Source organism: Anderseniella sp. Alg231-50, assembly GCF_900149695.1.
In the GTDB taxonomy this organism is placed as follows: Bacteria; Pseudomonadota; Alphaproteobacteria; order Rhizobiales; family Aestuariivirgaceae; genus Anderseniella.
Genome location: NZ_LT703004.1, coordinates 465,794 through 490,468, shown reverse-complemented (window position 1 = coordinate 490,468; position 24,675 = coordinate 465,794). Strand labels below are relative to the sequence as shown.

General features: G+C 56.0%; 27 protein-coding genes. 18 read left to right on the top strand and 9 right to left on the bottom strand.

Annotated features, from left to right (window positions below; genetic code table 11):
- Nucleotides 1–33: 33 nt before the first annotated feature.
- Nucleotides 34–1,119, bottom strand: coding sequence for a 2Fe-2S iron-sulfur cluster-binding protein (locus DHN55_RS14980; protein ID WP_108882276.1), 1,086 nt, complete (start codon nt 1,117–1,119; stop codon nt 34–36).
- 114 nt (nt 1,120–1,233) lie between these two features.
- A complete protein-coding gene (locus tag DHN55_RS14975) occupies nt 1,234–2,904 on the bottom strand; it encodes an aromatic/alkene/methane monooxygenase hydroxylase/oxygenase subunit alpha (protein ID WP_337660356.1) in 1,671 nt (556 codons plus the stop codon).
- Nucleotides 2,905–3,727: 823 nt separating this feature from the next.
- Here DHN55_RS14975 and DHN55_RS14970 point away from each other — a divergent pair.
- The 4 genes from DHN55_RS14970 to DHN55_RS14955 are packed head-to-tail and all read left to right on the top strand — an operon-like array spanning nt 3,728 to nt 5,900.
- Nucleotides 3,728–4,201 (top strand): hypothetical protein, encoded by a 474-nt coding sequence (locus DHN55_RS14970; RefSeq protein WP_108882274.1) that lies wholly within the window; start codon nt 3,728–3,730, stop codon nt 4,199–4,201.
- A complete protein-coding gene (locus DHN55_RS14965) occupies nt 4,198–4,503 on the top strand; it encodes a hypothetical protein (RefSeq protein WP_108882273.1) in 306 nt (101 codons plus the stop codon). Before DHN55_RS14970 ends, DHN55_RS14965 begins: the two co-directional genes overlap by 4 nt.
- A 48-nt stretch (nt 4,504–4,551) precedes the next feature.
- Nucleotides 4,552–5,682, top strand: a complete 1,131-nt coding sequence (locus DHN55_RS14960; RefSeq protein ID WP_108882272.1) for a WD40 repeat domain-containing protein — start codon at nt 4,552–4,554, stop codon at nt 5,680–5,682.
- A 38-nt stretch (nt 5,683–5,720) separates the two neighbouring features.
- Nucleotides 5,721–5,900: a hypothetical protein gene (locus DHN55_RS14955; RefSeq protein ID WP_108882271.1), complete on the top strand. Its 180-nt coding sequence runs from the start codon at nt 5,721–5,723 to the stop codon at nt 5,898–5,900.
- Between the two features lie 206 nt (nt 5,901–6,106).
- Here the strand turns inward: DHN55_RS14955 and katG are convergent, their stop codons facing one another.
- The gene (katG, locus tag DHN55_RS14950; protein ID WP_108882270.1) at nt 6,107–8,302 is read right to left on the bottom strand and encodes a catalase/peroxidase HPI; all 2,196 of its coding nucleotides are present in this window, start codon (nt 8,300–8,302) and stop codon (nt 6,107–6,109) included.
- Between the two features lie 933 nt (nt 8,303–9,235).
- The gene (locus tag DHN55_RS14940; protein ID WP_108882268.1) at nt 9,236–10,141 is read right to left on the bottom strand and encodes a LysR substrate-binding domain-containing protein; all 906 of its coding nucleotides are present in this window, start codon (nt 10,139–10,141) and stop codon (nt 9,236–9,238) included.
- A gap of 127 nt (nt 10,142–10,268) precedes the next feature.
- Here DHN55_RS14940 and DHN55_RS14935 point away from each other — a divergent pair, with 127 nt between their 5' ends.
- The 3 genes from DHN55_RS14935 to DHN55_RS14925 all read left to right on the top strand — a co-directional run bounded on the left by DHN55_RS14935 (nt 10,269) and on the right by DHN55_RS14925 (nt 12,518).
- Entirely contained in the window at nt 10,269–10,898 is a 630-nt protein-coding gene (locus DHN55_RS14935; RefSeq protein WP_108882267.1) for a pyridoxamine 5'-phosphate oxidase family protein, read from the top strand.
- A 67-nt stretch (nt 10,899–10,965) separates the two neighbouring features.
- The gene (locus DHN55_RS14930; RefSeq protein ID WP_108882540.1) at nt 10,966–11,943 is read left to right on the top strand and encodes an alpha/beta fold hydrolase; all 978 of its coding nucleotides are present in this window, start codon (nt 10,966–10,968) and stop codon (nt 11,941–11,943) included.
- 215 nt (nt 11,944–12,158) lie between these two features.
- Nucleotides 12,159–12,518: a hypothetical protein gene (locus DHN55_RS14925; protein ID WP_108882266.1), complete on the top strand. Its 360-nt coding sequence runs from the start codon at nt 12,159–12,161 to the stop codon at nt 12,516–12,518.
- Here the strand turns inward: DHN55_RS14925 and DHN55_RS14920 are convergent.
- Nucleotides 12,511–12,927, bottom strand: coding sequence for a GFA family protein (locus DHN55_RS14920; protein WP_108882539.1), 417 nt, complete (start codon nt 12,925–12,927; stop codon nt 12,511–12,513). The genes DHN55_RS14925 and DHN55_RS14920 overlap by 8 nt on opposite strands.
- A gap of 457 nt (nt 12,928–13,384) precedes the next feature.
- On the opposite strand from DHN55_RS14920, the gene DHN55_RS14915 reads away from it, so the two are divergent.
- Nucleotides 13,385–13,828 carry a hypothetical protein gene (locus DHN55_RS14915; protein ID WP_108882265.1) on the top strand — a complete coding sequence of 148 codons (444 nt, stop codon included), beginning with the start codon at nt 13,385–13,387 and terminating at the stop codon, nt 13,826–13,828.
- Nucleotides 13,829–13,870: 42 nt separating this feature from the next.
- Here DHN55_RS14915 and DHN55_RS14910 read toward each other — a convergent pair whose 3' ends face one another.
- A complete protein-coding gene (locus DHN55_RS14910) occupies nt 13,871–15,754 on the bottom strand; it encodes an SLC13 family permease (protein ID WP_337660355.1) in 1,884 nt (627 codons plus the stop codon).
- Nucleotides 15,755–16,000: 246 nt separating this feature from the next.
- Nucleotides 16,001–16,402, bottom strand: a complete 402-nt coding sequence (locus DHN55_RS14905; protein WP_108882537.1) for an Rrf2 family transcriptional regulator — start codon at nt 16,400–16,402, stop codon at nt 16,001–16,003.
- A 202-nt stretch (nt 16,403–16,604) separates the two neighbouring features.
- On the opposite strand from DHN55_RS14905, the gene DHN55_RS22400 reads away from it, so the two are divergent.
- Both DHN55_RS22400 and DHN55_RS14900 read left to right on the top strand, forming a co-directional pair.
- Entirely contained in the window at nt 16,605–16,772 is a 168-nt protein-coding gene (locus DHN55_RS22400) for a hypothetical protein (protein WP_337660354.1), read from the top strand.
- A gap of 59 nt (nt 16,773–16,831) precedes the next feature.
- Nucleotides 16,832–17,116 (top strand): DUF1971 domain-containing protein, encoded by a 285-nt coding sequence (locus DHN55_RS14900; RefSeq protein WP_108882264.1) that lies wholly within the window; start codon nt 16,832–16,834, stop codon nt 17,114–17,116.
- A 334-nt stretch (nt 17,117–17,450) separates the two neighbouring features.
- Here DHN55_RS14900 and DHN55_RS14895 read toward each other — a convergent pair whose 3' ends face one another.
- Together DHN55_RS14895 and DHN55_RS14890 are read right to left on the bottom strand one after the other, a co-directional pair.
- Nucleotides 17,451–17,888 carry a hypothetical protein gene (locus DHN55_RS14895; RefSeq protein ID WP_108882263.1) on the bottom strand — a complete coding sequence of 146 codons (438 nt, stop codon included), beginning with the start codon at nt 17,886–17,888 and terminating at the stop codon, nt 17,451–17,453.
- A gap of 77 nt (nt 17,889–17,965) precedes the next feature.
- Nucleotides 17,966–18,244: a hypothetical protein gene (locus tag DHN55_RS14890; RefSeq protein ID WP_337660353.1), complete on the bottom strand. Its 279-nt coding sequence runs from the start codon at nt 18,242–18,244 to the stop codon at nt 17,966–17,968.
- A gap of 193 nt (nt 18,245–18,437) precedes the next feature.
- Between DHN55_RS14890 and DHN55_RS14885 the strand changes: the two genes are divergently transcribed.
- From DHN55_RS14885 to DHN55_RS14850, 8 genes are all read left to right on the top strand, one after another.
- Nucleotides 18,438–19,307 (top strand): helix-turn-helix domain-containing protein, encoded by an 870-nt coding sequence (locus DHN55_RS14885; RefSeq protein WP_337660352.1) that lies wholly within the window; start codon nt 18,438–18,440, stop codon nt 19,305–19,307.
- A 99-nt stretch (nt 19,308–19,406) separates the two neighbouring features.
- Complete coding sequence (locus DHN55_RS14880) at nt 19,407–20,156, top strand: hypothetical protein (RefSeq protein WP_337660351.1); 750 nt, start codon at nt 19,407–19,409, stop codon at nt 20,154–20,156.
- Between the two features lie 194 nt (nt 20,157–20,350).
- Complete coding sequence (locus DHN55_RS14875; protein ID WP_337660350.1) at nt 20,351–21,076, top strand: cytochrome P460 family protein; 726 nt, start codon at nt 20,351–20,353, stop codon at nt 21,074–21,076.
- A 239-nt stretch (nt 21,077–21,315) separates the two neighbouring features.
- Nucleotides 21,316–21,777, top strand: a complete 462-nt coding sequence (locus tag DHN55_RS22395; RefSeq protein ID WP_337660349.1) for a hypothetical protein — start codon at nt 21,316–21,318, stop codon at nt 21,775–21,777.
- Nucleotides 21,778–22,025: 248 nt separating this feature from the next.
- A complete protein-coding gene (locus tag DHN55_RS14865; RefSeq protein ID WP_108882257.1) occupies nt 22,026–22,658 on the top strand; it encodes a MarC family protein in 633 nt (210 codons plus the stop codon).
- A 125-nt stretch (nt 22,659–22,783) separates the two neighbouring features.
- Nucleotides 22,784–23,227: a DUF2267 domain-containing protein gene (locus DHN55_RS14860; RefSeq protein ID WP_108882256.1), complete on the top strand. Its 444-nt coding sequence runs from the start codon at nt 22,784–22,786 to the stop codon at nt 23,225–23,227.
- Between the two features lie 277 nt (nt 23,228–23,504).
- Nucleotides 23,505–24,197 carry an alternative oxidase gene (locus DHN55_RS14855; RefSeq protein ID WP_337660348.1) on the top strand — a complete coding sequence of 231 codons (693 nt, stop codon included), beginning with the start codon at nt 23,505–23,507 and terminating at the stop codon, nt 24,195–24,197.
- A 37-nt stretch (nt 24,198–24,234) separates the two neighbouring features.
- Entirely contained in the window at nt 24,235–24,660 is a 426-nt protein-coding gene (locus DHN55_RS14850; RefSeq protein ID WP_108882254.1) for a cupin domain-containing protein, read from the top strand.
- The last annotated feature ends 15 nt before the right edge of the window (nt 24,661–24,675 follow it).

Sequence of the window (24,675 nt, the reverse complement as noted above, 5' to 3'; positions counted from 1 at the left end):
TTGCAGACATGCTTGCAGGCATGGAATTCATCTTCAGCGGCTGACAGCCTCCAGTTTCTGCTGCAGTTCATCGGCCTCGTTGGCTATGGTGAAGCGGTCGACGAACGTGCGGTCGCCATCAAAGTCGTGCATGAACAAGACGGGCATGAGCGCATCGACCATCGGTGGCGGTCCGCAGGCATAGACATCGCCGTTGCCGTCCACATCGAGCTCTTTGAGATGTGCATCGACAACTTCATGCACGAACCCTTTTTCACCGTTCCAGCCGGTATCGTCTGAGGCTTCGGAAAGCACCGGAATGAATTTGAGGCTGGGGTTCGCAGCGGTCAGGCTGCTGATCTCGTCAAGGTAGAACAGATCAGCCCGGGTGCGTGCGCCATAGAAAAAATGGACGTCACGTTGCTCACCGCTGGCGAGGTGATCGTTCAGGATGGCCCAGATCGGCGACATGCCGGAACCTGCTCCAACCAGTATCAGGGGTCCTTGTCTTGCTTCGCGCCGGAAGCAGCTTCCGTAGGGTCCTTTGACGGTGACTTTGGCTCCGATCCGGATGCCGCCTTCGTCGAGTTCGTTGGAGAACTTTCCTTCCGGATATTTTTTAATGATGAACCTGAGTTTTTCGGCTTCGAGCGGCGAATTTGCCATGGAGAACGAGCGCGTAATCGTCTGCCCTTGCGACGTTGTGACCGTGATCTCGACATATTGGCCAGCCCAGAATTTGAGGGGTCTCTCGAGCTCGATATCCACTTGCCGAATGTCTGATGTCAGCTTCTCGATACCGGTAATGGCGCCCGCGAATTCTTTGACGGCGATGGACTTGGAGAGCAGTTCCTCGTCGAAATTGAGCAGCTCGATTTCAACATCGCTTTCGGCAAGGCTGCAGCACAGAAGGACATGGTCGGCATCGCGTTCTGTTTCACTCAGCGCAAAGGTTGAGTGCTTCTTCAGTTCAACATCGCCGTCCAGGAGAATGGACTTGCAGGCCGAACACTGCCCTTCCTTGCAACCATGCGGCAGGCTGATGCCCTGGCGGAACGCAGCATCGAGGATGGTCTCGCCGTCTTCAGCCTCGAACTCCACGCCAACCGGCTGAAGCAGCACTGTATATGTGTCCGTCATGTTGCTTGAAGCCTTCCAGGGGAGTTCAACTTGTTGATTTGTTTAAAAACTATGGGCCTGGGCGGGAACCGGCGGTGGGATGGGTAAGCGGTTCCCGCCCGTGCAATCAACGGGTCAATTGCACTTGTTGATGGTGAAACCGGCTCTGTAGTCAGCCAGGTGCTGTTCGCGATCAGCTGGAGACATGTCGCGCAACAGCTTCAGCGGTGACATCAGGGTGTGGCCGCGCACATCGTCGAGCGTCCACATTTCCTTGTCGTCGAAACGCAGGTGAGGCTGAGGTATGAGGGTTTTTCCATCTGAGCGAACGAAGTTCAGATCGACTATGGCATCGGCCAGATCGACCCCGTGGTACAGGGTTTCCCATTCGCGTTTGCCGCTGAAACGCCCCATCGCCGGTGTCGGGCGGCCCTGGTACTCATCGGCGAATGCTTCGACCGCGGTCCAGCGGTCATTCTCATGGGCGAAGGTGTGCAGCTGACCGTCGATTTCATCGACCACGATGTCTTCACGAATGAGACACGGCACCAGGCAACTCCAGCAACGATGCGGATACACGTATCCGACCTCTTCATTGAACGTGACTACCTTGGAGCCCTTGTGGCTCAGCTTCTCGTACCACTTCCAGAATTCGCCGAACTTGGCATACCAGCCGGGATACTTGTGCTCGAACCACTCGAAGTCCTTTTCGGTCTGGGCTTCGATGCGCCAGAAGTTGACCGGCCAGCCGACGGCGAAGAACTGTGCCACCGTGTGCACGTACATCTTCTCGGTGATGCGCTTCCAGGCTTCGTGAACGTCGTCGTGGTGGATTTTGACGCCATACTTTTCAAGCGGCAGCATGTAGGTGCGGTAGTAGTCTTCGAAAATCCAGCGGTGCCACATTTCCGCATAGGATTCCTTGTCCTTGTCGCGGTTGGTGGTGCCATATTCGATGAACGTCCCGATGGCGGCATCGACGATGGCATGGTTTTGCCAGAACGCATATTTCATGTCGCGCTCGAGAAGCTGGTAGTTTTCCGGTTCTTTCAGCATCGACATCAGCATGGAGTGGCCATTGCCGATATGGCGGCTTTCATCGGACTGCACCGACAGGAAAACCGTCGGCAGGGCATAGTCGCCATTGCGGGCGGCTTCCGACGGCATGGCCACGAACAATGTGTTGGTGAAGGCCGTTTCCGCGACAATGGTCAGGTAGATGCTGGCGGCCGTAATGGCATCGCCGGTCAGGAAACCTTCGCCGAACTGGCGGCCGATGGTGGTGGCGTAGCATTTGCCGAACGCTTCTTCGGTGATGTCGAACCCGGCAGGATCAATATAGTTTTCCATGTACCATTTTTTCAGGTTCATCTGGATCGTCGAATGCCTGAATTCATCGACCATCTGCATGGTAAATCCGGTACGCAGTTCTTCACCCGGCGTCAGTCGCGCCACCATTGCCATCGAACGGGCAGCGGAAATTTCAGGGAATGGGATGATCGCCAGGAACAGCTTCATCCATTCGATCCAGCGTGGTTCGACATTGCGGAACATGTCGCCGCGAAGGGCCGCGTCAAGCGCGCCGTAAACCCGGTTGTCCTTTTCCTCTTCCATGGGGAAATAGGACCGCAGGACCTGTTTCATGGGATCTTTGGGGGTCTTGGTAATCTTGTAGTCGGTGGGATAGGTCATCGCTTCTTGAACATAGGATGGGTTCCAACCCAAATCGGCAATCTTCGCCGCTGCGTCACCAACCGAAATCCCACGCTGCGAAGTGATTTTATTCAGAGTAAGTGTCTTGGACATCTCCAGTTTCTCCATCTCGTTCCAAATTACTTCTGCACCTTGTGTGCGCGCACAAATCGAAAGTCGGTCTGCGCAAAAGCAGACCCGGCAGTTCGGCAAAGATTTGGGAGAAAGCAATTTCGCCGGTTGCAACCGGCGTGCACGATGACAAGGCCATGAACGGTCGAAAATCCAAAATTGTCGGGTTGGACTATCGGCACATCTGTGGCTCAGACCTCCACGCAAATTCCTCCCACTCTTCGTTCTTATGACCCCTGCGGTATGGTCGCGGGGTTCGTTGATTAAGGTTAACGCTGCAAGGGGCGTGCCAAACTCGAAAACACCGAATATCAGCGCTTTCATTTCGGAAGGAGTTCAGAATTCGTCCGATTATCGGACGATTGTATCGCGACAATCGTACGCAGCAGATGACACGGCCGGATTGGCTGGAGCTACATCGACATGCAATGCGCCAGGTGTATTTCGCACTGGCGGACACAGCTCAAAACAGGGGCTCTGTCGGGGGGTGATTTTCCGAATTTTGAAAGCGCTGTTTTGACCCTTCCGGTGAGTGCTCAAAGGATGGTTGGACCAGGCACGGAAAGCAGTCGCCGTCGGGTGTGAAAAAAGCACCTTCAATTGAAAATCGGAAATATTGTTGTTGCCTCTTTTTAAAATTGACGCATCCTGATTGAGATCAAATAGGTTTGAAAAACACGTCGGAAATTCTTCTGTACGTGACCTGTGCCGGGCACCATAAATTTAATGGACGCTCGGATAATATATTGAAAAATATGAGTTATTTATCGGGGTGCAGGTGTAACGGAAAGCAGGATTGTGCGTCATGCCAACTGGAAAAAAACTCTCCGATCTGCAATCCGGCAGCCACGGCGTGGCGGAGAAAATTCTCGCGCGGGCAGATCGGGACATCGTTTTCTCAATCAGAATTCTTGGCGAAAGCAGAAATTTTTTACAGGAGCATTTTCAGAATTTCATACGCCTGGAACTGGACAAGCGCGACGTCTCTTTTGACGATCATCCGCTGCTGCTGCCGTTCATCGAAACCCATGCCAGCGAGCTCACGGAATTTGTGGCAACCGGCGTCGGGTTACAGCACCAGTTTTCGGTTCGTGAATTTGAAAAACTGGTTGGTGACCCGATGAAACTGTTCCGGGTTGATCTGTGGGATTCGCTGTCGTCCTACATCGCCGTTGCAGAGCGCCAGTTCCTCTCCGACATGGATGGTCTGCACTCCATCCTTGCCGCCATTGCCGAAGAACGTGCAGTGCAGCAGGCCAAGCGTGGTGATGCGCCATGACTGAAACTTCCAGGGAGATACAGGAAATTTTCCAGCACAGGTTGGATATCACATTGAAAATCTCGCAATTGAACGCACAGCACCTGCAGCAATCGCAACACCTGATGGGAGTGCGCCTGGATGTGCAACGCTGTGCCGAGAGTGTGCATGAAGACACCGCCGACACCGCTCTGCGCGCCGAGTACGCCCAATCCCGTGCTCTTGAAGCGCAGCTCATTTCAGAGATGGAACAGTGCGACGCGGAGCGAATGAGGTTTGAACGGGAAGTCGAGGAACTGGACCGAAAGCTGGCCGCACTTTGAATGCGAACGAGCGTCTGTCCGCAGCGCAACTGAACTGGAGTTGAAGCCATGAGTAAACAAGACACTGCGCCACAAACACTGTTTGAGCTGCTTGCCCGTACCTGGACCACCGGTGCATCGATCAGCTCAATGATCTTCAATGCGGACCAGAGCGCCATTGCCTATTGCCTGGGTGATGCAGCTGTCGCCATTGCACCGGTGGCTGACAACGACCCGATCGAACAGCGTGTGCATGTGAACGCAGAGGACGGGCGAACCGCCATCCGGCCGAGGACGGCGCCTGCCAGGCCGCTGATATCAGTTGATGTGGAAACCGACGCGCCATTGCTTCTCGGTCAGCTTGGGACGGCGGACTTTATCACCGGCGCTCCCGGCGGCCCCTTTTACCGAGTGTCCGCCGAAGGGGAAAAGACTGACCTTGGCATTGCAGTAGAGGCGCCGGTCACGGCCACGGACTATTGCTCTATAAGTCAATGTCTGGCCATTGCCGGCGGCAGCACGGTGACACTGCTTGAGGGCGGCGAACTTGCAACCGGACTGACCATAGAGCAGGTCGGCGCTATATCGGCAATCAAGTGTGCGCCTGCCGGTGACAGCATTGCGGTCGCACATGAAAATGGCCTGACCATCTGGTCGATGCAGACCAAAGGCCGGAAGCTGGCCGACTTTGTATTTCCTGGAAAACCCGGAACCCCCAGTTGGAGCCCGGATGGCCGCTGGCTGGCAGTTCCGCTGGCGGACGGAGGGTTCCAGTTGATAGATGTCAGGGGCGGGAATACCAACGCCCTGACTGACTATCCTGAACCGGTCAACGCCATAGACTGGAACACGAAGGTCGATGCACTTGTGACATCCGGTGCCTACCGGGTCGCGGCATGGTCGATGGACCAGGCTCCCCTGGAAGACCGCAGCTCAGGCGCCCTGGAAAGCGGCACGACCGGCCTGGTTCCGGTAAGTGCCGTGACCAGTCATCCTGATCGCAACCTGGTTGCAGCGGGGTACAAAAACGGGCTGGTGGTCGTCATGCAGCTGGGTGCGCGTGACGAACTGGTGCTGAACAGTGAGGATCGCGGCGCAATTACAAATCTTGCGTGGACGCTCGACGGCAGACACCTGGTCCTTGCTACCAGCAACGATGTCGCGGCGATCATTTCGATACCCGAGCAATTGTTCAAATGATGTCCACAGCCAAACAAGCCTGAGAAAGGATCGCACACATGACTGAGAAAAAGTCACAGGAACAACAGGACAAGGACCGGTTTTTCGAGAAACTGGCCGAGCTTTCCGGCGAGATGATCGAAGCACACGGCAAGGACTTCACCATGGGCGCACTGGTCCTTGCTGCGCGATTTATCGCCGAAGGAAAGTCGTTCAGCGAACTGCCGCAACACCACTAGAGCAACATGAGTTCAATTGAACCCATAAAGTTGCTCTAGCATTTTGAAAGCGATCAGTTTTATGGTTTTTGATTGATTCAATCAAAAACTATACTGATCTAGTGCTCACTCACCGGTCATGGGCATAAGCCAGGGCGGCGTTCCAAATTCAATTGAAACGCCGCCCTGATTGATTGTTCGAACTACGTCACGGTGACCAGGTCACCTCAGGCAAGATCGAAGCGGTCAAGGTTCATCACCTTGCCCCAGGCTGCCACGAAATCGCTGACAAACTTCTGCTGCGCGTCTTCGCATCCGTAGACTTCGGCCAGGGCACGCAGTTGCGAGTTTGAACCGAAAACGAGGTCGACACGGGTTCCGGTCCATTTGTCCTTGCCGGATGCGCGGTCTTTGCCCTCGAACACCTCAGCGGATGCCGAAGACGGCTCCCAGTTGGTGTCCCTGCTGAGCAGGTTGACGAAGAAGTCGTTGCTCAATGTATCGGACTTGTCGGTGAAGACACCGTGGCTGGATCCGTCAGCATTGGTGTTCAAAACACGCAGGCCACCGACGAGAACCGTCATTTCCGGCGCCGTCAGGGTCATCAGCTGGGCGCGGTCCACCAGGAGTTCTTCCGGCGAACGGCCCTGGCCACCTTTGAGATAGTTGCGGAAACCGTCTGCGGCAGGCTCAAGTACCGCAAATGACTCCACGTCTGTCTGGTCCTGTGTGGCGTCCGTGCGTCCGGGCGAGAACGGCACGGTTACATCGTGGCCTGCATTCTTCGCCGCCTGTTCGACAGCTGCACATCCGCCCAGGACGATCAGGTCGGCCAGCGAGACTTTGGTGCCGTCCGAATTGAAGTCACTCTGGATGCCTTCCAGGGTCTTCAGCACGCTTGCCAGCTGGGCCGGGTTGTTGACCTCCCAGTCTTTCTGCGGAGCGAGCCGAATGCGGGCGCCGTTGGCACCGCCGCGCTTGTCACTGCCGCGGAAAGTAGCCGCCGAGGCCCACGCGGTCGACACCAGTTGTGAAGCCGACAGGCCTGAAGCAAGAAGCCTGGCCTTGAGGTCAGCGATATCCTGCGCCCCGATCAGGTCATGGTCGGCTGCAGGAACAGGGTCCTGCCACAGCAGTTCTTCTTCGGGAACCTCAGCGCCGAGATAGCGCGATACCGGGCCCATGTCGCGATGGGTCAGCTTGTACCAGGCCCTGGCAAACGCATCTGCGAATTCGTGCGGGTTCTGGTGGAAGCGCCTTGAAATTTTCTCATAGGCCGGATCCATGCGCATGGCCATGTCCGCCGTGGTCATCATCGGGGCATGGGTTTTGCCGCCATCGTGTGCGTCCGGCACTGTGCTCGCGGCTGACGCGTCCGTCGGCGTCCACTGGTTGGCACCGGCTGGGCTTTTCGTCAGTTCCCACTCATACCCGAACAGCGTGTCGAAATAGCTGTTGTCCCAGGTAATCGGGGTTGGCGTCCAGGCACCTTCGATACCACTGGTGATGGTGTCGCCGCCCTTGCCGCTGCCCATGGTGTTCTTCCAGCCCAGGCCCTGTTCTTCAATGCCGGCGCCCTCAGGTTCACGGCCGACAAATTGTTCCGGATCACCGGCACCATGTGCCTTGCCGAAGGTGTGTCCGCCGGCGGTAAGGGCAACGGTTTCCTCGTCGTTCATTGCCATGCGGGCGAATGTCTCACGAATGTCCCGGCCGGATGCGACCGGATCCGGGTTGCCGTTCGGGCCTTCCGGGTTCACGTAGATCAGACCCATCTGGACGGCACCGAGGGGGTTGGCAAGCTCGCGGTCGCCGCTATAGCGCTCGTCGCCCAGCCAGGTGGTTTCAGGGCCCCAGTAAATGTCTTCTTCCGGTTCCCAGACGTCTGCGCGCCCGCCGGCAAATCCGAATGTCTTGAAGCCCATGGATTCAAGTGCGCAGTTGCCGGTCAGGACCATCAGGTCGGCCCACGAGAGTTTGCGGCCGTATTTCTGTTTGACCGGCCACAGCAAGGCGCGGGCCTTGTCCAGGTTGCCATTGTCCGGCCAGCTGTTCAGTGGTGCAAAGCGCTGTGAACCGGAAGACGCGCCGCCACGGCCGTCATAGGTCCGGTAGGTGCCCGCGCTGTGCCATGCCATGCGGATGAAGAACGGTCCGTAGTGTCCGTAATCGGCCGGCCACCATTCCTGTGAATCCGTCATCAAGGCCACGATGTCCTGCTTGACTGCGGCCAGGTCGAGACTCTTGAATTCCTCGGCATAGTTGAATGCCTCGCCCATCGGGTCGATCATAGATGAGTTCTGGTGCAGCATCTTCAGGTTCAGCTGGTTCGGCCACCAGTGCTGGTTCGCGGTACTGCCGGTTGCCTTTTGGGCATTGGATCCGCTCATTACGGGGCACTTACTGCCGCTCATATCATTCATTTTTGTCTCCGATCATGATGTGTTTTCTGTTCCGTTGACGGTGATAGTGGATGCCTTTGAAAGTCATCCAGGTAATCGTGGCCTGCGATGTGACAAGGGTGCACGAGAGTGAAATGTCCAGTTCGCGGTCAGCCAGTCCACAACCTGAATGCCCAACAACAAAACCGGACCGGTGCGTTGGTATTCTGATTGCTCGGGATGTTTGCGATCAATGTGCCGTCGGCGATTGTTCTGCCGGGCTTTTTGGACATGTACTCCTCCCTGTCCTTGTTGCCAGATTTATAGCAAATGCGTGTCATTAGTTGAAATCGTATTTGCTGATTGTAGAGATTAGAAAATCTTATTTTTAATTCGACCCTTTGGAGCGTCTCGAAGTCGAGGCGTCGACTCTCCAAGGGTAACGCTGGCACACTGTTGGAGCTTGTGCCATCTGTCGGCCGGCTTTGTTGATACAGGTCAAGGCACCGCAAGAATTGCGGCAATCCTGCAACTCCTGCACGTGTCCGAAATGGCCCGGCTTGCATTCAACAGATGCGCCATGAGACAATCGTACAGATGAAATTCGCCCGTTTCAGCATCTTCACTTCAGCGAACAGAAACACTGCCATTTCACAGGTGTGTGACGCTGTTTCGGAGGCGAGCGGTTGGATTGTTGATCAGTCGTTTTTCTCAAACATCGCGGCAACCGTAAATTTTGAATTACCGTCGAGTTCACTCCAGAAATTTCAGGCAGCCCTGCGGGAGAAGGGCCTGAAGACGCATATTGAAGGAGATCTTCCGGTCGCCGACGCAACTGATGTGCGCGGGACAGTGTCGCTGACATTTTCCCACCAGGAACCCGATCTGAAAAGGGACGTTCCGCCTTTCGGCTAGAGTCACTGTGATCCTCTTCCATCCAACTACGGGGGCAATGGTGCAAAGGTCCCGAACGCCTTAACCCAGTTGGACGGCAATGTCTTCCCGCAGGTGTTGCACCATATAATCAACAAATGCCCGAACCTTGGCAGATACCAGGCGGCCTTCCTGATGCACGACGTGAACAGGTTGTGCCGGCACCTCAAATGTTTCAAGCACTGGCTGCAATCGCCCGTCGGCAAGGTACGGCGCCACCTGATAGGACAGCAGCCTTGAAACACCGCCGCCGCGAAGGATCAGCTCAATGACTGCGTCGTTGGTATTCATGCGCACCCGCGGCTTCAGCCGGACCGAAATCGGCTTGCCGTTGTGCTGAAACTTCCAGTCATTGCCGGGAGTGTTGCCCGTAGCCTGGATGATCTGGTGATTGGCAAGGCCTTCCGGCAGTGTCGGCAACCCGTGTCTGGCAATATAGTCGGGTGAGGCGACCATCATCTGGCGCACCGTCCCGCAGCGCACTGCAACCAGTGACGAATCCGGCAATGCCCCGATGCGGATGGCCACATCCTGTCCTTCATCAACCAGGTTTACCACCCGGTCGACAAACAGGGTGCGGGCGCTCAGTTGCGGGTGCAGGTTCAGAAAATCGCTTAATATCGGGATGACGTACATACGACCGAACAGTACCGGTGCGGTGATATGCAGTTCCCCGCGCGGGGCTGCATGGGTGCCGACGGCTGCGTCCTGCGCCTCTTCGAGATCAAGCAGAATACGCCTGGCATCTTCCAGGAACCGTTCGCCGTTTTCCGTCAGGCGAACCGAGCGGGTCGTGCGCACGAACAATGGCGTCCCGAGGCTTTCTTCAAGCATGGAGACGGCGCGGGTGACAGCAGGCGGTGACATGCTCAGGCTGCGCGCGGCGGCTGCAAACCCCCGGTTGTCGGCGACGGATATGAACACCTGGATGGCGCGAAACTTGTCCATTTATTGTTCCAATTATTGGAATAGATAATTCAATATTACGCTAATTCAAATGTTTTTTGAAAGGGCTTATTTTGCAGTCACTGGATCAACGCGAGCGATCAGATGATCGGCAACCGAAAGGCGCATCATGTCACGTGCATTTGCAGAAATCAGTTTCACCCCGTCCGTCCTGGCTGTTCAGGAACGCCAGGGATCAGCCGACAGCTATGCAAAGTTCCTGCATCCCGACGCTGATCGTGGTGACCGGATTGGCCCTGCCGAGGCGGAGTTCGTTTCCCGGATGGACGGCTTTTTCCAGGCAACGGTATCGGAAACCGGATGGCCCTATGTGCAATTCAGGGGCGGTCCTGCAGGTTTCCTCAAGGTGCTTGACGATACCACCATTGCTTACGCGGATTTTCGTGGTAACCGGCAATATCTGAGCGTCGGCAACCTAACCGAGAACGACCGTGTATCGCTGATCCTGGTTGATTATCCCAACCGCCGGCGCCTCAAGATCTGGGGCAGGGCGCGCCTGGTTGATGCCAGGCAGGACCCGGAGCTGATCGCGCAATTGAAGCACGAGGGCTATCGGGGCCTGTCTGAGCGCGCGGTGGTCATCACCGTTGAAGCGCTCGACTGGAACTGCCCGCAGCACATTCCGCAACGACTGACCCTTGATGAACTGGAAGCGCAATTGCAGCCGGTTCGCGAGGAGATTGCCCGTCTCCAGGAGCAGAACAGAGACCTGAAAATCGCGCTTGGCCAAGGCTCCTGACCAGCGATTCGCCAACAGGCATCAACAGATGCTTCGTCCAACCAGCCCTCGAAAGGAGGACACCAAAATGCCCCGTTCCCTGAAAACTCTCATCGGCGCCAGCCTGCTGGCCCTTTCATTTGCCTCGCCTGTGTTGCTGCCGTCTCCGGCCCTTGCAGCTGATGCAGTCGTCACCATCCAGCATGAGCAGGTCTCGTTTCGCTCTGAAACCATAGACGGCGTCAAGGTGGCTTACCGCGAAGCCGGTGACCCCTCACGGCCGACCATCCTGCTTCTGCATGGTTTTCCGACCTCGTCGCACATGTTTCGCAACCTCATTCCGCAACTGGCTGCGAAATATCATGTAATCGCTCCTGATTATCCCGGCTTCGGCGCATCGGACATGCCGGCAGCTGAAGATTTCGAGTATTCGTTTGCCAACCTCGCAGGCATGATGACCAGGCTGCTGGATATCAAGAAGGTCGATCGTTATGCGGTCTACCTGATGGACTACGGCGCACCAGTCGGCTTCCGGATGTTTGCCCAGCATCCGGAACGGGTGTCAGGCTTCGTTATACAGAACGGCAACGCGTATGCAGAAGGCCTCGGTGAGTTCTGGGATCCGCTCAAGGCCTACTGGGCTGACCCGTCGGCGGAAAACGCCGACAAGCTGCGCGGGTTCCTGAAGCTGGACGCCACCAAATGGCAGTTCACCCACGGCACACAGAAGCCCGAGCAGATCAGCCCGGACAATTACTGGCACGTGCAATACCTGCTGGACCGTGAGGGTAATCAGGAAGTGCAGCTTGAACTGTTTCTGGATTACGGCACCAACGTACCGGAATACCCGAAATGGCAGGCCCTGTTCCGCAAGCACCAGGTGCCGGCCCTGTTGATGTGGGGCAAGAATGACCACATCTTCCCGGCAGCAGGTGCCCACCCCTACAAGCGCGACCTGAAGAACCTGCAGTTTGAGTTGCTGGATACCGGCCACTTTGCCCTTGAGGAATTCGGCACCAGGATCGGCCGCCGCATGATCGGCTTCCTTGACCGCAATACGAAGTAGGCAGCTTCGGTAACGAATTTGACGGACAACGCACCGGCCATCAGACCGGTGCGTTGTTTTTGCTGGACCGTCTTCTTCTTTAGGCCACCTGCCTGACATCCCACGCAGCTGATCAGGATATCGGCAAATGAGCCGTCCCGCATGACTGGGTATTTGCATTTGCTAAGATTTGGAACAATGGTCGTTACAGATGCCACCGTGAGAGGAGTGTTGTGATGACCAGTAAAGTAAGCTGTGAACTGGCTAGCGATCCTCAGGATCTGGAACGCTTGCTGATAGAACGGCAGTGGGTTGGGGATGTCGATGGAATGGCGGCGCTGTATGAGATCGACGCTGTACTCGACAGCGGTGAGGGGCAGTTGACGCTTGGCAGGCAGGCGATCCGCGCCTTGTTCGTGGAGTTCACGGCAACGGGCAAAAAATATGCTTCTGGCAAACAGAGCCCGGCGGTCATCAGCGGAGACCTGGCGCTCACCTCAACCCATCTTCCCGACGGCAGCGTCACCGCTGAAGTCGCCCGGCGGCAAAGTGACGGAACCTGGCTATGGGTCATCGATAGATACTCGGTTACTTAGACGTCGACTGCTGGTCTTTCCGCGGGATGCTGCTTAGATCATGCACCCAGTCCAGTGCCGATCCGTTCCAGGCCTGCACGGTCGGCTTCAGCTGGTCACGCTGGTTTATGGTGCCCACCCTGAGGCCGAAAAATTTTGCACTGTCGCCGGGCGTGGTGGCGTGTATTCGCGTGCCGCATTCCGGGCAGAAGGCCAGCGCCCTGATGGTGCCGCTATCGGCGGTTTTCTCGTATGTCTTCAATTTTCCCTGCAGCAGCTCGAACTGCTGGTCCACAACCCCCACGACGATGCCGTAGGCAGTGCCGGAATGGGTCTGGCAGTCCTTGCAATGGCAGATGGCCACCATGGACGGGTCGATCACCGCTTTGTATCTGATGTGGCCGCACAGGCAGTTGCCATCAATTTTCATAGGCGTGCTCCCGACAAGTCCATTACCACCAGTCACATGATCAACGCGATCAGGAAAGCCGCACGGACTGTGCTGGTGCAACCTTTCCGACCCGGCAATGCTGTCTGAAAAAACCGCTCGCTGCAACTTTGCAAGCATCGCGTGGGGCAAGAACTCTCCGCGCGAGCGTGCCGTGGGCTGCGAACAGGCAATCGGTGATTTTTGCCACCGACTTAAACAGCCGCATCCGTAGACTGGAGATCGGAAGAGCATCAGCGGCTTGCGCCGGCAGGCAGGTTCCATTGCCGAGGTTCCACGTGCAGATCGAGTAGAGCGCAACAAAACCAGGCAGAAATCCTGACCACGCTGACATTTGTGCAATGCGCCGGGCAGTTGCTTTTGCAGACGGGAACGCCGTCTTGTATGGGCGTATCCCGTTCATTGTTCAAAGTCACATGGTTCAGAAGGTGGATGCAAAATGGACAAGAAAGTACACGACGACCTGGAATATCCCGGAAAGATCGAGAGTTTTCCCATAGTGAGAAAATTCGGGACAAACAGACCGGTTCCCCTGGAAGTGATATACTTCGAAGGTAACGAAAAACAGCCCTACGACACCGGCAGCTTTTTCGTATCAGAAGTTGTTGCGCGTTCAGATGGCCGGGCGCAAATCCAGTTCCGTGAAACGGCATCACAGGAACTGCTGCCACAGTGCCTGATTTTTTCTCAGGACGGTAACATGCAGATTGAAGGCGACAGCACCCAAAATGCCGGTTTCAATGATTTCGTGGCCGACAATTACGCCGAATGGTGTGGTAAATGGCACAAGGGATTTGGAGGCAGACGATGGCGGATTTGCACCGGTAGTGATTGTAATCCGGGCATCGCCGTTTGTTTTCAGCACGAACTCCCGAACCTGTAACAATCCTGACTGGCTTTATGCTTGGGAATTGTCGGTGGAAGATCAGAAGACGACATTCAGCATGACCAGCGAGACGATCAGAAACAGGATTGTCATGATGCCGCCGCTCTTGACGAAATCTATGACTTTGTAGCCGGCCGGCCCCATGATCAGGGCGTTGACCTGGTGGGTCGGAATGATGAACGAGTTTGAGGTCGAGATCGCCACGGTCAGCGCAAACAGGGCAGGGTCGGCACCTGCCGCAACCGCAATTGACACCGCCAGCGGTACCAGCAGAACCGTGGCGCCGACGTTGGACATCACCAGCGAGAACACGGTCGCCAGGACCGCTATCCCGACCTGCAACGACCACACCGGCCAGCCATCGAGAATGATCAGGATCTGCTGGGCGAGCCATGCAGCAGTGCCGGTGTTCTGCACCGCCTGGCCAAGCGGGATCAGGCTGGCCAGCAGGAACACCGTGTTCCAGCCGACCGAGTGGTAGGCCTCGTCGATGCTCAATACCCTGGTCAGCAGCATGCCCACCGCGCCGGTCAGCAGGCACAGCGACAGGCGCACATCAGTAAACAGGATCATCGACAGGGAAAGCAAAAAGAACCCTAGCGCCCAACTGACCTTCTGCGGGCGCAATTCTTCCTGTGGGTAGTCGGAGGTGACCACAACCCACGAACGGTCCTGTTTGAGCCGTGTCAGCATATCCCATTTGACATGTGCAACCAGCATGTCACCGGCCTGGAACTCCACCAGTCCGATTGCGGTTGGTTCGTGATCTTCGGTTTCCACGTGGCTCAGGATTTCCTCGCCGCGATAAATGGCCAGCAGGCTGAGGCCGGTGGTCTTGCGCAGCAGCAGGTCGCGCGGGCATTTGCCGATAACGCCTGATCCCGGCGGTACCACGACTTCCGCAATGCCTGCATTTGTCAGCGCAAATTCCTCGCTGAACACATCCAGTTCCGGCCGCATCCGCAGGTTGTTCTTGTCGGCGAACCTGGCAACGACGGATCTTTTTCCGATGATTGCCAGACGGCACGGTGCTTCGATCTCTGCCGTTAGAACCTGTACCATCGATACCTTGCCCTTGAGGTAGGTGCTGATGATGTAAAGGTTGTTGTTGAGGTTGATGTCGGCCAGTTGTTGTCCGACCAGCGGGCTGTTGGCTGGCACATCGACCTCGAACACGTCAGCCTGTAGGCCATATACCCGTTCCAGATAATCCGACGTGCCCTGGCCTGCGGACACATTCATCTTGGTCTGGCCACCGGGCAGCACCCAGCGCCCCAGAAGCAGGAAATAGGCAATGCCGGTCACGATCAGGGCAAGGCCGATGGGTGTTACCGAAAACAGCCCGAACGGTTGCATCTTCTGGGTTGCAGGCAGGTTGGCGTTGGCCGTTTGGATCAGGTCGTTGAGCAGGATCAAGGGCGACGATCCGACCATTGTCATGGTGCCGCCGAGGATGGCGCAAAACCCCATCGGCATCAGCAGCCGGCCCGGCGCAATGCCGGTCCGGGCGGAGATACGGCTGACGACCGGAAGGAACAGCGCCGCGGCCCCTACATTCTGCAGAAAGCTGGAAATCACTCCAACGGTGCCCGATACAATGGGCAAGACCCGTGCTTCGGTGGTGCCGCCGCGTTTCAGGATTGTGGCGGCGACCTTGTTCATGATGCCGGTCTTGTCGAGGCCGGCACCTACAATCATCACCGCGATGATCGAGATAACCGCGTTTGACGCAAAGCCGTCAAACAGCCTGGTCGGGTCGGCGAGATTGTCCAGGCCGGGCACGTAACTCAAAAGTCCCAGCAGAACCAGGATCAGGATGGCGGCCAGGTCGATGCGTATGATCTCGGAAACAAACAGGAAAATAGTGAAAGCCAGCGTTGCCGCCACCACGCCCATCTCAAATGTGAAGACAAGCTCCGCCAATACCATTCCCTCCTCTTGCCCGGTCAACAGGAGCGGTCTTCCAGCCATGCCAGAACGAAAAGAAAGACCATGGTCTTCCCTTGAAACTGCCCCCCAGCAACTGCCGATCATCCCGCGAATGACACTGTGCACCTACGACCCCCCTGCAACAAGGGGTTGTGCCTTCAGGTCCATGTGATGTTGGTGGTTGGCACCATCGCGGCTGATCCGCCTGACCGGTGACGTTTGGCCGGCCGGGTTCAGATGTTACGGCTGCATCACAATCGATTGCAGCGATCGGGTGTCGAGTACGTCGAGGAATGCGGATCTGGCATCAGCCATGACGCCTTTCAGCTTGCATCTTGGAGAAAACACGCAACCGCATTCCTTGTCGAGCATGCATTCGACAATTGCCAGATCGGCTTCAATCTCCCGGACGACATCACCGACCATGATCTGGGCTGGCGGTTTTCCGAGGCTTATACCGCCGGTCCGGCCGCGGTGTGATTCCAGAATTCCGGCCTTCACCAGCTTGGCGACGATTTTCATCACGTGAGATTTAACCAGTTGCAATCGCTGGGCGATTTCCTCCACCGTGATTGGCTCTTTCTCATTGGCCAGCAACATCAGTACCCTTAGGGCGAAATCGCTTGCTTGGTTCAGGCGCATGGTTTCTCCGAAAACATTCAAATCGCATGTTGCAAATAGCAAATTTCCTTGTTACATAAAACATATAAATTAAATGAATGTATTATGGAATTCTCCGATGCCGATCTCTCCTCACCGCCATTCCGTTTGCCGTCACGCTGGCCCGGATGGCGATGTGACGGATGCCGGACTGCAGGTGTCTCATTGTTGAAAGGACAACATCATGGCTATTCTAAAAGCGCTCGCATATGGATTTTTGCTGCCGGGTACTTTCGTTCTGGGGTGCATGGGTATCAGTGTCGAGGAAGACAGCGGCATTTTCCGGTCGTTCATTAACAGCAGTTTTTGGGGTGCTATCGCCCTTTGGATCGCGCTGGCATTTTTCGTCTGAAACGTCGCGGGTTGCCTGGCTCGCTCCAGTCAATCTTCAAGTTGAAGGATTAGGGATCAATGGATGCCTCGCTGCCTGAGGGCCTGGTCAAGTACAGTCAATCTCCGGTTTTCGATCAGGATTCTGTGCCTCTTGCCCTGCAGAAAGACCACAGGACCAAGGCAGGTGTCTGGGCCAGGGCTGTCGTCTCGCACGGCTCAATCGAATATGTCCTTGAGGCAATGCCGGGTGACCCTCTGGTGGTCTCTGCCGGTCAGCATGCCCTGATCGAGCCGGAAGTGCCGCACCATGTGCGCGTTATCGGGCCGGTCGAGTTTCAACTGGAATTCTTCCGGAAACGATGACATGCAGCTGCTGGTCCCGTCCGATATACCTGTATCTCCCGCAACATCACTGCTGCGCTGTCTGCGGAGGGTTTTTTACCCCGGTTGACGAGTTCTCGCGCAGCAGCTGGTTCCGGCCCCACGCCGGATGCAGGTGGCGTTTGCAGCCATGACCAGATCGAATTGTTCAAGCACTGTTGTGGTGCACATTCTGTTTGCCCGTACGAACTGGAAACTGCGCTTCACAGTGCACAGGTCGAAAAATCCGAATGCGGGAAGTCGTCATGTTCGTCCGACTGTCCGGCGCGCAGCGCCGTCCGGTTCCGTGTTCAGGCAGCGCACCGGTAACAAATTCTCAACCGGCCTGGTCCAGGTACCGGAGGATTTTTTTCTGCCTGGCCACGGTTACGGTCCCGGCGTCTGCAGCAATAACATTGAGCTGTTCTACTAGCCTGGTTCTCAATTCATGAGCGAAACTGCTGATCAGGAATTCGCATAGCCATTTGACCTGACCGTCGGAAATTCCAAAGCTTTCGAGCCTGTGCGAGACAAACCTCAGGTCATCAGCGCGAAGGTTCAGGTCTGGCCTGAACATCGATGCAAGATGCCGGCGCTTCTGCATGCTGATTGTACCGCTCGCGCCAATCACCCAGATCAACATGATCAGTCGCAGAAACTGCTCGTCGTTCTCCTCCAGTTCCGGAAAAATCGCGTCCCGCCGGCGCGCATGCTCGATTATCTCAACCAGCCTGCGCTTTTTTTTGGTCCGTCGGCGTACCCCAATTACGGTCATTTTTCCCTAACCATTGCTGTCCCGGATGAACGCCGTATGCCCAGGGTCTCTTTTGATTTTCTGCTTGATTGCTTGGACTATGAGGCTCTCTTGACCAGTTCCGACCTGAGTCTCCTGCCTGATGCTGCAGGTCGTCTGTCGGCTTTCTGCAGCCAGTTCCGCAACGGACGGCTGGCGGCCTGTTTGCTGATGGTTTGTTGAATTCGCACCGCGTCTTCAATGCAGCGATCGAGAAGCACGGCGTTTTCCGCCGTGATCGGTTCACCTCTCAGGACCAATCGCTCAAGTTGCGCAAGCTCGTGGGCAACTGCCTGGACCGCCAGTTCCTGCTCTTCCATGAAATTCAAACGTGACATGCATGGCATGTTCGGTTACGCAGCGGCAGATATCAATTGATGATATTCAAACGTCTATGGAACAAACGAGACATATTGTTGGTGCATTGATCACCCATCAATGGTAAATTCATTTACCAAAGAGGTGACAGATGCAGTCGATGCATGGCCGTTGAATGCCTGGCCGGGTCGCTACACTAACATGAAACGTGACATGAACAAGAAACCGCCTAAAGCGCAGCGCCCGCCAAACATTATGCACGAAATGTTGCGCTCGTTCGTGACGCTTGCGAAGTTTCTCAACCTCACACACGCTGTCAACCACCTCGGCTCGACCAGGCAAACCGTACGGCGCCATATTGAAATGCTGCAGTCTCTGAGGGGAGAAAAGCTGCTTGCATTTGTTGACCGCCAGTATGTGCTGACCAGGGCAGGGGCCCTGGCGCTGGTCGAAGCGGAACAGATACTGCTGCTTGACGATGCCTGGATGCGCAAGGAAGTCAGGGTAGTGGATGGCCTGACCGCGGTTCTGTATGATAGCGATGCAGAGGTTCCTTATTACTCGCAGCAGCATTCCATCGATACGATCTGGGCAAGCGGAACACCACTGATACAGAAGGGGTTGCTTTGCTGGGTTGAATCCAAGGCGCAGCTTGAAGCCCCCGAATTTGATGCAGTCAGGGATTATCTCCTTGCATATCGTCGGCACCACCGCGAATGGCTGTGCGTCAGTATTGGTGAGAAATCTTCCTACGCAACCTGGTTGGGCTGGTCATGGGCAAAAAGCGCGATCGGCAAGCCGCTTTCTGATGACCCCATGGCCAGCGACGCCGACCAGTATGTCAGCCAGTCATATGACAGCATCCTGCGCAGCGGCGGTCTCCGCATCGATCACGTCTATACTAAGATAGCCAGGACCCATGGCGGTGTGCCTGAACCGATCACCTACCAGCGGCTCATCCTTAGGTGCATGTTTCCCAACGGTGATTATGCCCTCGTAACCCTGGTTGACAGAACAAGTGAGGTTCAGATCGTTAATGTAAATCTTGATGACTATCCTGCGATGGACCCGGCCATGCTATAAGCTGTGATCAGGACGGCCTGAACATGGATTGTTGACATGAACCACCCGAATCACACCTTTTATCCAAGTAGTAGTGTCCAGTTGGAGACGGAATCGATTGTGCGTACTAGAGACACAAAGTCGATTGCCAAGTATATCGCCGGGGCTGAAAGCATAGTTTCAGAACTGGGTATCACCATTGAGGTCGGATCGGATTTTGACTTCTTTTGTTCAATACCCAAGCTGCAGCCTGGCCGGCATGCGATTTCCCCCATTTTCGATCCGGAAGAGTCTGATATTTCGTCCTCAAACGGATTCTGGCTTATCGGACGAAATGAGTCAGGTGAGATTGTACTGACGCAGGCAATCAAACTGGTTCCGGTTGGCAAGTCCGGCTTTCTCGATCATTTCGAGAACAAACTGGCTGACTACAGGCCAAAGGGTGACAAGCTCGATATTGCCAAGTCACAGATACATCTGACTGATCGGGCCGCCAGATTGTCGGGGAACCTATGCTATTATGGTGAACTATGGATCGACAGGTCATATCGGGGCAGCTGCCTGACCGCAGTCATGCCACGCTTGATGTTCGCGATGGCGATTGCGAAATGGTCGCCAAATGTGGTGTTTGGGATCATGGAGCCTCTCGCCGCCTGCAAGGGTCTGGCGGCACGTGAAGGGTTCATGCATCTGGAGCAGGGTGGTCTCCATTGGTGGGACCGTGCTGCATCAGAAACGTTTGAGGAATGGCTGGTCTGGACCACCCGAGACGACTTCATCTTTAATATGAGGGTGTCCCTTGATATGCTGGCGAAACTCTATCCAACCAGGACTGACAAGAAGGCAGCCAAGGTGTCGAAAGTCGCCTGAATTTATGCTGGTTCACTCAAAAGCGTGCCAATCGATTGGTGGGCTTGTGTGAACGGCTGCGTTTGAGCAAGCCTGAGCAGACTTCACATGGCAATCACCTGGACGTGACGTGGATTGATTTCCCCTGAAGGTTTGCCGGCCCCCACAATGGTTTCCAGATATCAGGAGACCATGACGTGGACCGGATGCATCTAGTGCAAAGTCAACGTTCCCGATATTCCTTCTCGACGGGAGCGACCCACGCAAAACACCTGGCGGCATTTGCGCTGACAGCATTTGTTGCTGCCGCTTTCGGGTTGGCTGCCGTGGCGCAGGAGACGGAACGGGACCTGGAAGACGGAGACAGGCCGGTTCAGACCGGCCCGGTCAAGCAGCCGGAAGACCCAAGCGGACCGCGCCGGCATTTCCGGCTGAAAAACCCGGCTCGTCTGAGCGGAGAAGATGCCGAGCGTCTTTATGACGCGATCAGGTCGGATATGGCGACCCGTTATGGGCTGTCCGGTCAGTCGGGAGCTGCGGATTACCAGACATGGAAGCGTTACAATCGGGCACCGTACCGGAGCGTGTCGCACGGAAACCGCTATCTCAATAATTACGGGAATCCCGCATCCCATGCCTACGGGCGCTATGAACAGGCCGGAAAACTGCCCGTCGGTTCGATACTTGCCAAAGACAGCATGACGGTGAGCAAGGAAGGGAAGGCCATGCCTGGGGCATTGTTCCTGATGGAAAAGATGCCGGACGGCTTCAATTATGTCAGCGGTGACTGGCGCTATACAATGATCATGCCTGACGGCAGTCTTTTCGGTACAACAAATGGTGAAGGAACGGAGCGGGTAAAGTTCTGCATTTCCTGTCACCTGGCAGTTGAACAGCAGGATCATCTGTTCTTCATCCCTGAAGAATACCGGAAAAACTGACGGAAAACTGGCCCTTTTTTGATCAGGGCCGCTGCGGATTTGCACGGTAATTCACGCACAGATCACCGGCTTGTGATAAATCACACATCGTCCTTGTACGGTCCTGGATAAGGTCATCTCCAACGGTCGCGATACATCGCGCGCGTGAAATTCAGGTGTTTTCAATCCCGGATTTGACGCGTCTATCGCGCAAACCCGGCAGGTTTATGGGCGGTCCTGCCAAGGAAGGAAACTCGAAGATGACCAAAAAAATCATGACGATTGCTTTGTCCGTCGCTGTTCTGGCGGCCTTTGCTCCAACAGCCCCTTCGGCTCTTGCCGGTCCGGGCTTTAAGCAAGGCGGCGGAGGCGGCGGCGGCGGCGGCGGCGGTGGAGGTGGCGGCATTCCTCCCGGCCCTGGCGGTTTCGCTCCCGGTGGCGGCGGAGGCGGCGGTGGCGGCGGCAATGGCGGCGGCTGGGGCGGCTGGGGTGGCGGTGGCTTCGGCATTGTCATCAATCCGGGCCCGCAGCGCTATTACGACGATGACCGCATTTCCTGCCGTACCGGCAAGCGCATTGTGCGCAAGTCAGGTTACCGCAGGGTTCGCGTCATCGAGTGCAGGGGCAACACCTACACCTACAAGGGCAAACGCGGATCACGGGTCTATCGCCTGAGCGTGGACTCGCTGGACGGTGTAATCGTCGGCCGCCGCCGGCTGTAACCGGACCACCGGCTGTTTGCCGGGCAAACAACAATCCGGTGCCCTCGACCCAACATCGGTCGGGGGCATTGGCTGTGTTGAACCTGTATGTCCCGGCAATCGGATATTGCCGGGTTTTCAGGCCTAAAGATTTATGGTTCCGGCGGCTTCAACCAAAAATCATCCTGATCTATGTTGGTCCGGCCTGTCAGCTGCTGAATGTTGTTCATCCTGCATGCGACAGCATCTGAAGAAGCAGGGAGAGGCTCGTGGATCAAGTCGTCATAATCAAGGCTTTCGGCGCCTTCTTCGCCATCATGAATCCGTTCATCAATCTTCCTATTTTCCTGGCCATGACAAGCGGCATGTCCGTGCCGGATCAGCGTCGCCTGGCGATCAAGGTCGCCTTGTTCGCCTTTGTAATGTGTGCTGTTCTGCTTGTGCTCGGGCAAAAGATCATCGACTTTTTTGGTATTACGGTGGATGAGTTCAGGGTTGCGGGTGGCATCGTGCTGGCCAGTATTTCCTGGTCGATGCTGCAAGGCTCGACGGCAGCCTCGCACCATGGTTCCGGCAGTGAACAGGAGCAGATGTCGGAACTCAGCGGGATGGCGTTTTATCCAATGACCTTCCCGATGGTGGTCGGCCCCGGTACAATCGCCACCATCATCATCTACACCGGCCATGCATCAGGAACCGGGCAGCTGTTGTCCATCGGCCTGGTTCTCGCTGTCATACTCGTGCTGTTGTTCCTGGTACTCTACTTCGCGTCATTTTTCGGCCAGGTGCTGAGTACCACGATGCGCGTGATCATGACCAGGCTGATGGGGATGATCCTTCTGGCAATATCCGTGGAAATGATATTGGACGGCATCAAGGCCATCCTGCCGGGCCTGGGCTAGGAGTTTTTGCGGGCAGGGGCTCGGCCGCACTGAAAAAGCCGACGGGATACTGTTAAACTGACCCACAATTGCCGTTTGCAGGAGTTACGCTCTCAGCCAAGTTTGTCGGTTGAGGACACGCACAAATGCCCATGCCTGCGGAGTACTGGAATGCGTCGAAGGAATTTGAAGCGTTCATGCAGGACGTGCGTGACACCTGCATGCTGCAAACCCATCATCAGGCCTATCATACGCTGCGCGCCGTGCTGCATGTGTTTCGCAGTCACCTGTCTGTCAACCAGGCTTTGGCATTTGCAGGCATCCTTCCGCCGGTGGTTCGGGCCATCTTCGTGGAGGGCTGGCAACCTGACGTCAATGCCAGTCCGTCCGGCTTCCCGGACCGCAGTGTACTTCAAACGGAAGTCAAATCTATCCGGCGCGACCACAACCTTGCGCCCGACAGCGCCATTGCCGATGTGGCCGCGGCGCTACGGCGGTCCTCAATCGACAAACACGACCTGGACAACGTCCTGAACCGCCTTCCCGACGGTGCAGTGGAGTTCTGGTGCACCGGCCAGAACATCGATTGAAGCGCATCGGACCATGCAGACTGTTAGGTGCGGCTGTGACGTTTGGGCGCATAAAAGATTCATTTGAAATATTGTTTTTACGATTGAATAATATACATTTGATATGAATTATTATGAAAACCAGAGCGCTCATGCCCGCTGAGGTCCCCGGATAACCAAGCTGTGCATTCGGATGCTGAGGCCCAGTTGCTGCCTGCGATCGTGCAGGAATGAACAGTTCGCGATCTTCAACGGCACGTTTCATCGAACCGGCCATAACCTGAAAAGGAGATACGTCTTGATCAAACAACAGGCACCACTCCACAGCCATCACAAACCACGTGGAACAAGCGACCTTTTTGCATCTGGCCTGGTCAAGTTTCTTCGCTTCTTCGCCGATCTGTTTTTTGCCAGACGCTACGGCCATCGCGCTGTAGTGCTCGAAACAGTAGCTGCTGTGCCGGGCATGGTTGGCGGGCTGCTGCAACACCTCAAAGCGTTGCGCCATATTCGAGATGATCAGGGCTGGATACGCGAATTGCTGGACGAAGCGGAAAACGAGCGCATGCACCTGATGACATTCGTGGAAATCGCCAAGCCAACCATGCTGGAGCGTTTGCTGATAATGGTGGCGCAGGCGGCCTTCTATAATCTGTATTTTTTCCTTTACCTGTTCTTCCCGAAAACGGCACATCGCGTCGTCGGTTATCTGGAAGAGGAGGCGGTGACAAGCTACACCGGCTATCTCGAGGAGATCGACGCCAAGCGTCACCCGAACGTTCCCGCCCCGCAGATCGCAATTGATTACTGGCAGCTGCCGGACGACGCACGGCTTCGCGACGTTGTTGTGGCCGTACGCGCCGATGAGGCGGGCCACAGAGACCGAAATCACGAATTCGCCGACGTGTTGGCCGGACAATCTCCTGACATAACTGAACATGCCACACAGCCTGATGCGTCAACTGCAAACAAACACCCCCGCGGAATATAGCGTGGTGTAAAAAGCCATCTATCGAGGAGTTGAAACCATGACCAGCACTTCAGTTACAGGCGAAAGGAAAACCCTGCACTCAAACTGCGTAACGCCGCTTGGCCACGCCCGAAACGCCTTGCGCCGAGCTGTCGAGACAGACACTGCACCGCTGGGCCTGCCGGCCGCTCTTCTGCGCGAGCATGAGACGTTGAAGCTCTATTTCTACGAGCCGCGTGGTCAGGATCGACAACCACCGCATGACCAGGATGAGATCTATGTCGTGATGCGCGGATCGGGACTGTTCGCTATCGGTGAAATTGAAGAGGCCATGGAACGTGTTGCATTCGGTCCTGGCGATGCCATTTTTGCTCCGGCAGGAGCTGTTCATCGCTTCGAAAGTTTCACCGATGACTTCGGGACCTGGGTCATCATGTATGGTCGACAAGGTGGCGAGGACCTGGCCCCCGCACCAGCAGCATAGATTTCACAGCAGGCG

Coding starts and splice junctions, on each gene's coding strand:
- DHN55_RS14900 (WP_108882264.1), top strand. CDS start 16,832: ATGGATGCCTCGCTGCCTGAGGGCCTGGTCAAGTACAGTCAATCTCCG.
- DHN55_RS22395 (WP_337660349.1), top strand. CDS start 21,316: ATGACCAAAAAAATCATGACGATTGCTTTGTCCGTCGCTGTTCTGGCG.
- DHN55_RS14895 (WP_108882263.1), bottom strand. CDS start 17,888: ATGACCGTAATTGGGGTACGCCGACGGACCAAAAAAAAGCGCAGGCTG.
- DHN55_RS14860 (WP_108882256.1), top strand. CDS start 22,784: ATGCCCATGCCTGCGGAGTACTGGAATGCGTCGAAGGAATTTGAAGCG.
- DHN55_RS22400 (WP_337660354.1), top strand. CDS start 16,605: ATGGCTATTCTAAAAGCGCTCGCATATGGATTTTTGCTGCCGGGTACT.
- DHN55_RS14915 (WP_108882265.1), top strand. CDS start 13,385: ATGGACAAGAAAGTACACGACGACCTGGAATATCCCGGAAAGATCGAG.
- DHN55_RS14965 (WP_108882273.1), top strand. CDS start 4,198: ATGACTGAAACTTCCAGGGAGATACAGGAAATTTTCCAGCACAGGTTG.
- DHN55_RS14940 (WP_108882268.1), bottom strand. CDS start 10,141: ATGGACAAGTTTCGCGCCATCCAGGTGTTCATATCCGTCGCCGACAAC.
- DHN55_RS14905 (WP_108882537.1), bottom strand. CDS start 16,402: ATGCGCCTGAACCAAGCAAGCGATTTCGCCCTAAGGGTACTGATGTTG.
- DHN55_RS14930 (WP_108882540.1), top strand. CDS start 10,966: ATGCCCCGTTCCCTGAAAACTCTCATCGGCGCCAGCCTGCTGGCCCTT.
- DHN55_RS14955 (WP_108882271.1), top strand. CDS start 5,721: ATGACTGAGAAAAAGTCACAGGAACAACAGGACAAGGACCGGTTTTTC.
- DHN55_RS14980 (WP_108882276.1), bottom strand. CDS start 1,119: ATGACGGACACATATACAGTGCTGCTTCAGCCGGTTGGCGTGGAGTTC.
- DHN55_RS14850 (WP_108882254.1), top strand. CDS start 24,235: ATGACCAGCACTTCAGTTACAGGCGAAAGGAAAACCCTGCACTCAAAC.
- DHN55_RS14890 (WP_337660353.1), bottom strand. CDS start 18,244: ATGTCACGTTTGAATTTCATGGAAGAGCAGGAACTGGCGGTCCAGGCA.
- DHN55_RS14920 (WP_108882539.1), bottom strand. CDS start 12,927: ATGAAAATTGATGGCAACTGCCTGTGCGGCCACATCAGATACAAAGCG.
- DHN55_RS14960 (WP_108882272.1), top strand. CDS start 4,552: ATGAGTAAACAAGACACTGCGCCACAAACACTGTTTGAGCTGCTTGCC.
- DHN55_RS14970 (WP_108882274.1), top strand. CDS start 3,728: ATGCCAACTGGAAAAAAACTCTCCGATCTGCAATCCGGCAGCCACGGC.
- katG (WP_108882270.1), bottom strand. CDS start 8,302: ATGAATGATATGAGCGGCAGTAAGTGCCCCGTAATGAGCGGATCCAAT.
- DHN55_RS14925 (WP_108882266.1), top strand. CDS start 12,159: ATGACCAGTAAAGTAAGCTGTGAACTGGCTAGCGATCCTCAGGATCTG.
- DHN55_RS14935 (WP_108882267.1), top strand. CDS start 10,269: ATGTCACGTGCATTTGCAGAAATCAGTTTCACCCCGTCCGTCCTGGCT.
- DHN55_RS14885 (WP_337660352.1), top strand. CDS start 18,438: ATGAACAAGAAACCGCCTAAAGCGCAGCGCCCGCCAAACATTATGCAC.
- DHN55_RS14975 (WP_337660356.1), bottom strand. CDS start 2,904: ATGTCCAAGACACTTACTCTGAATAAAATCACTTCGCAGCGTGGGATT.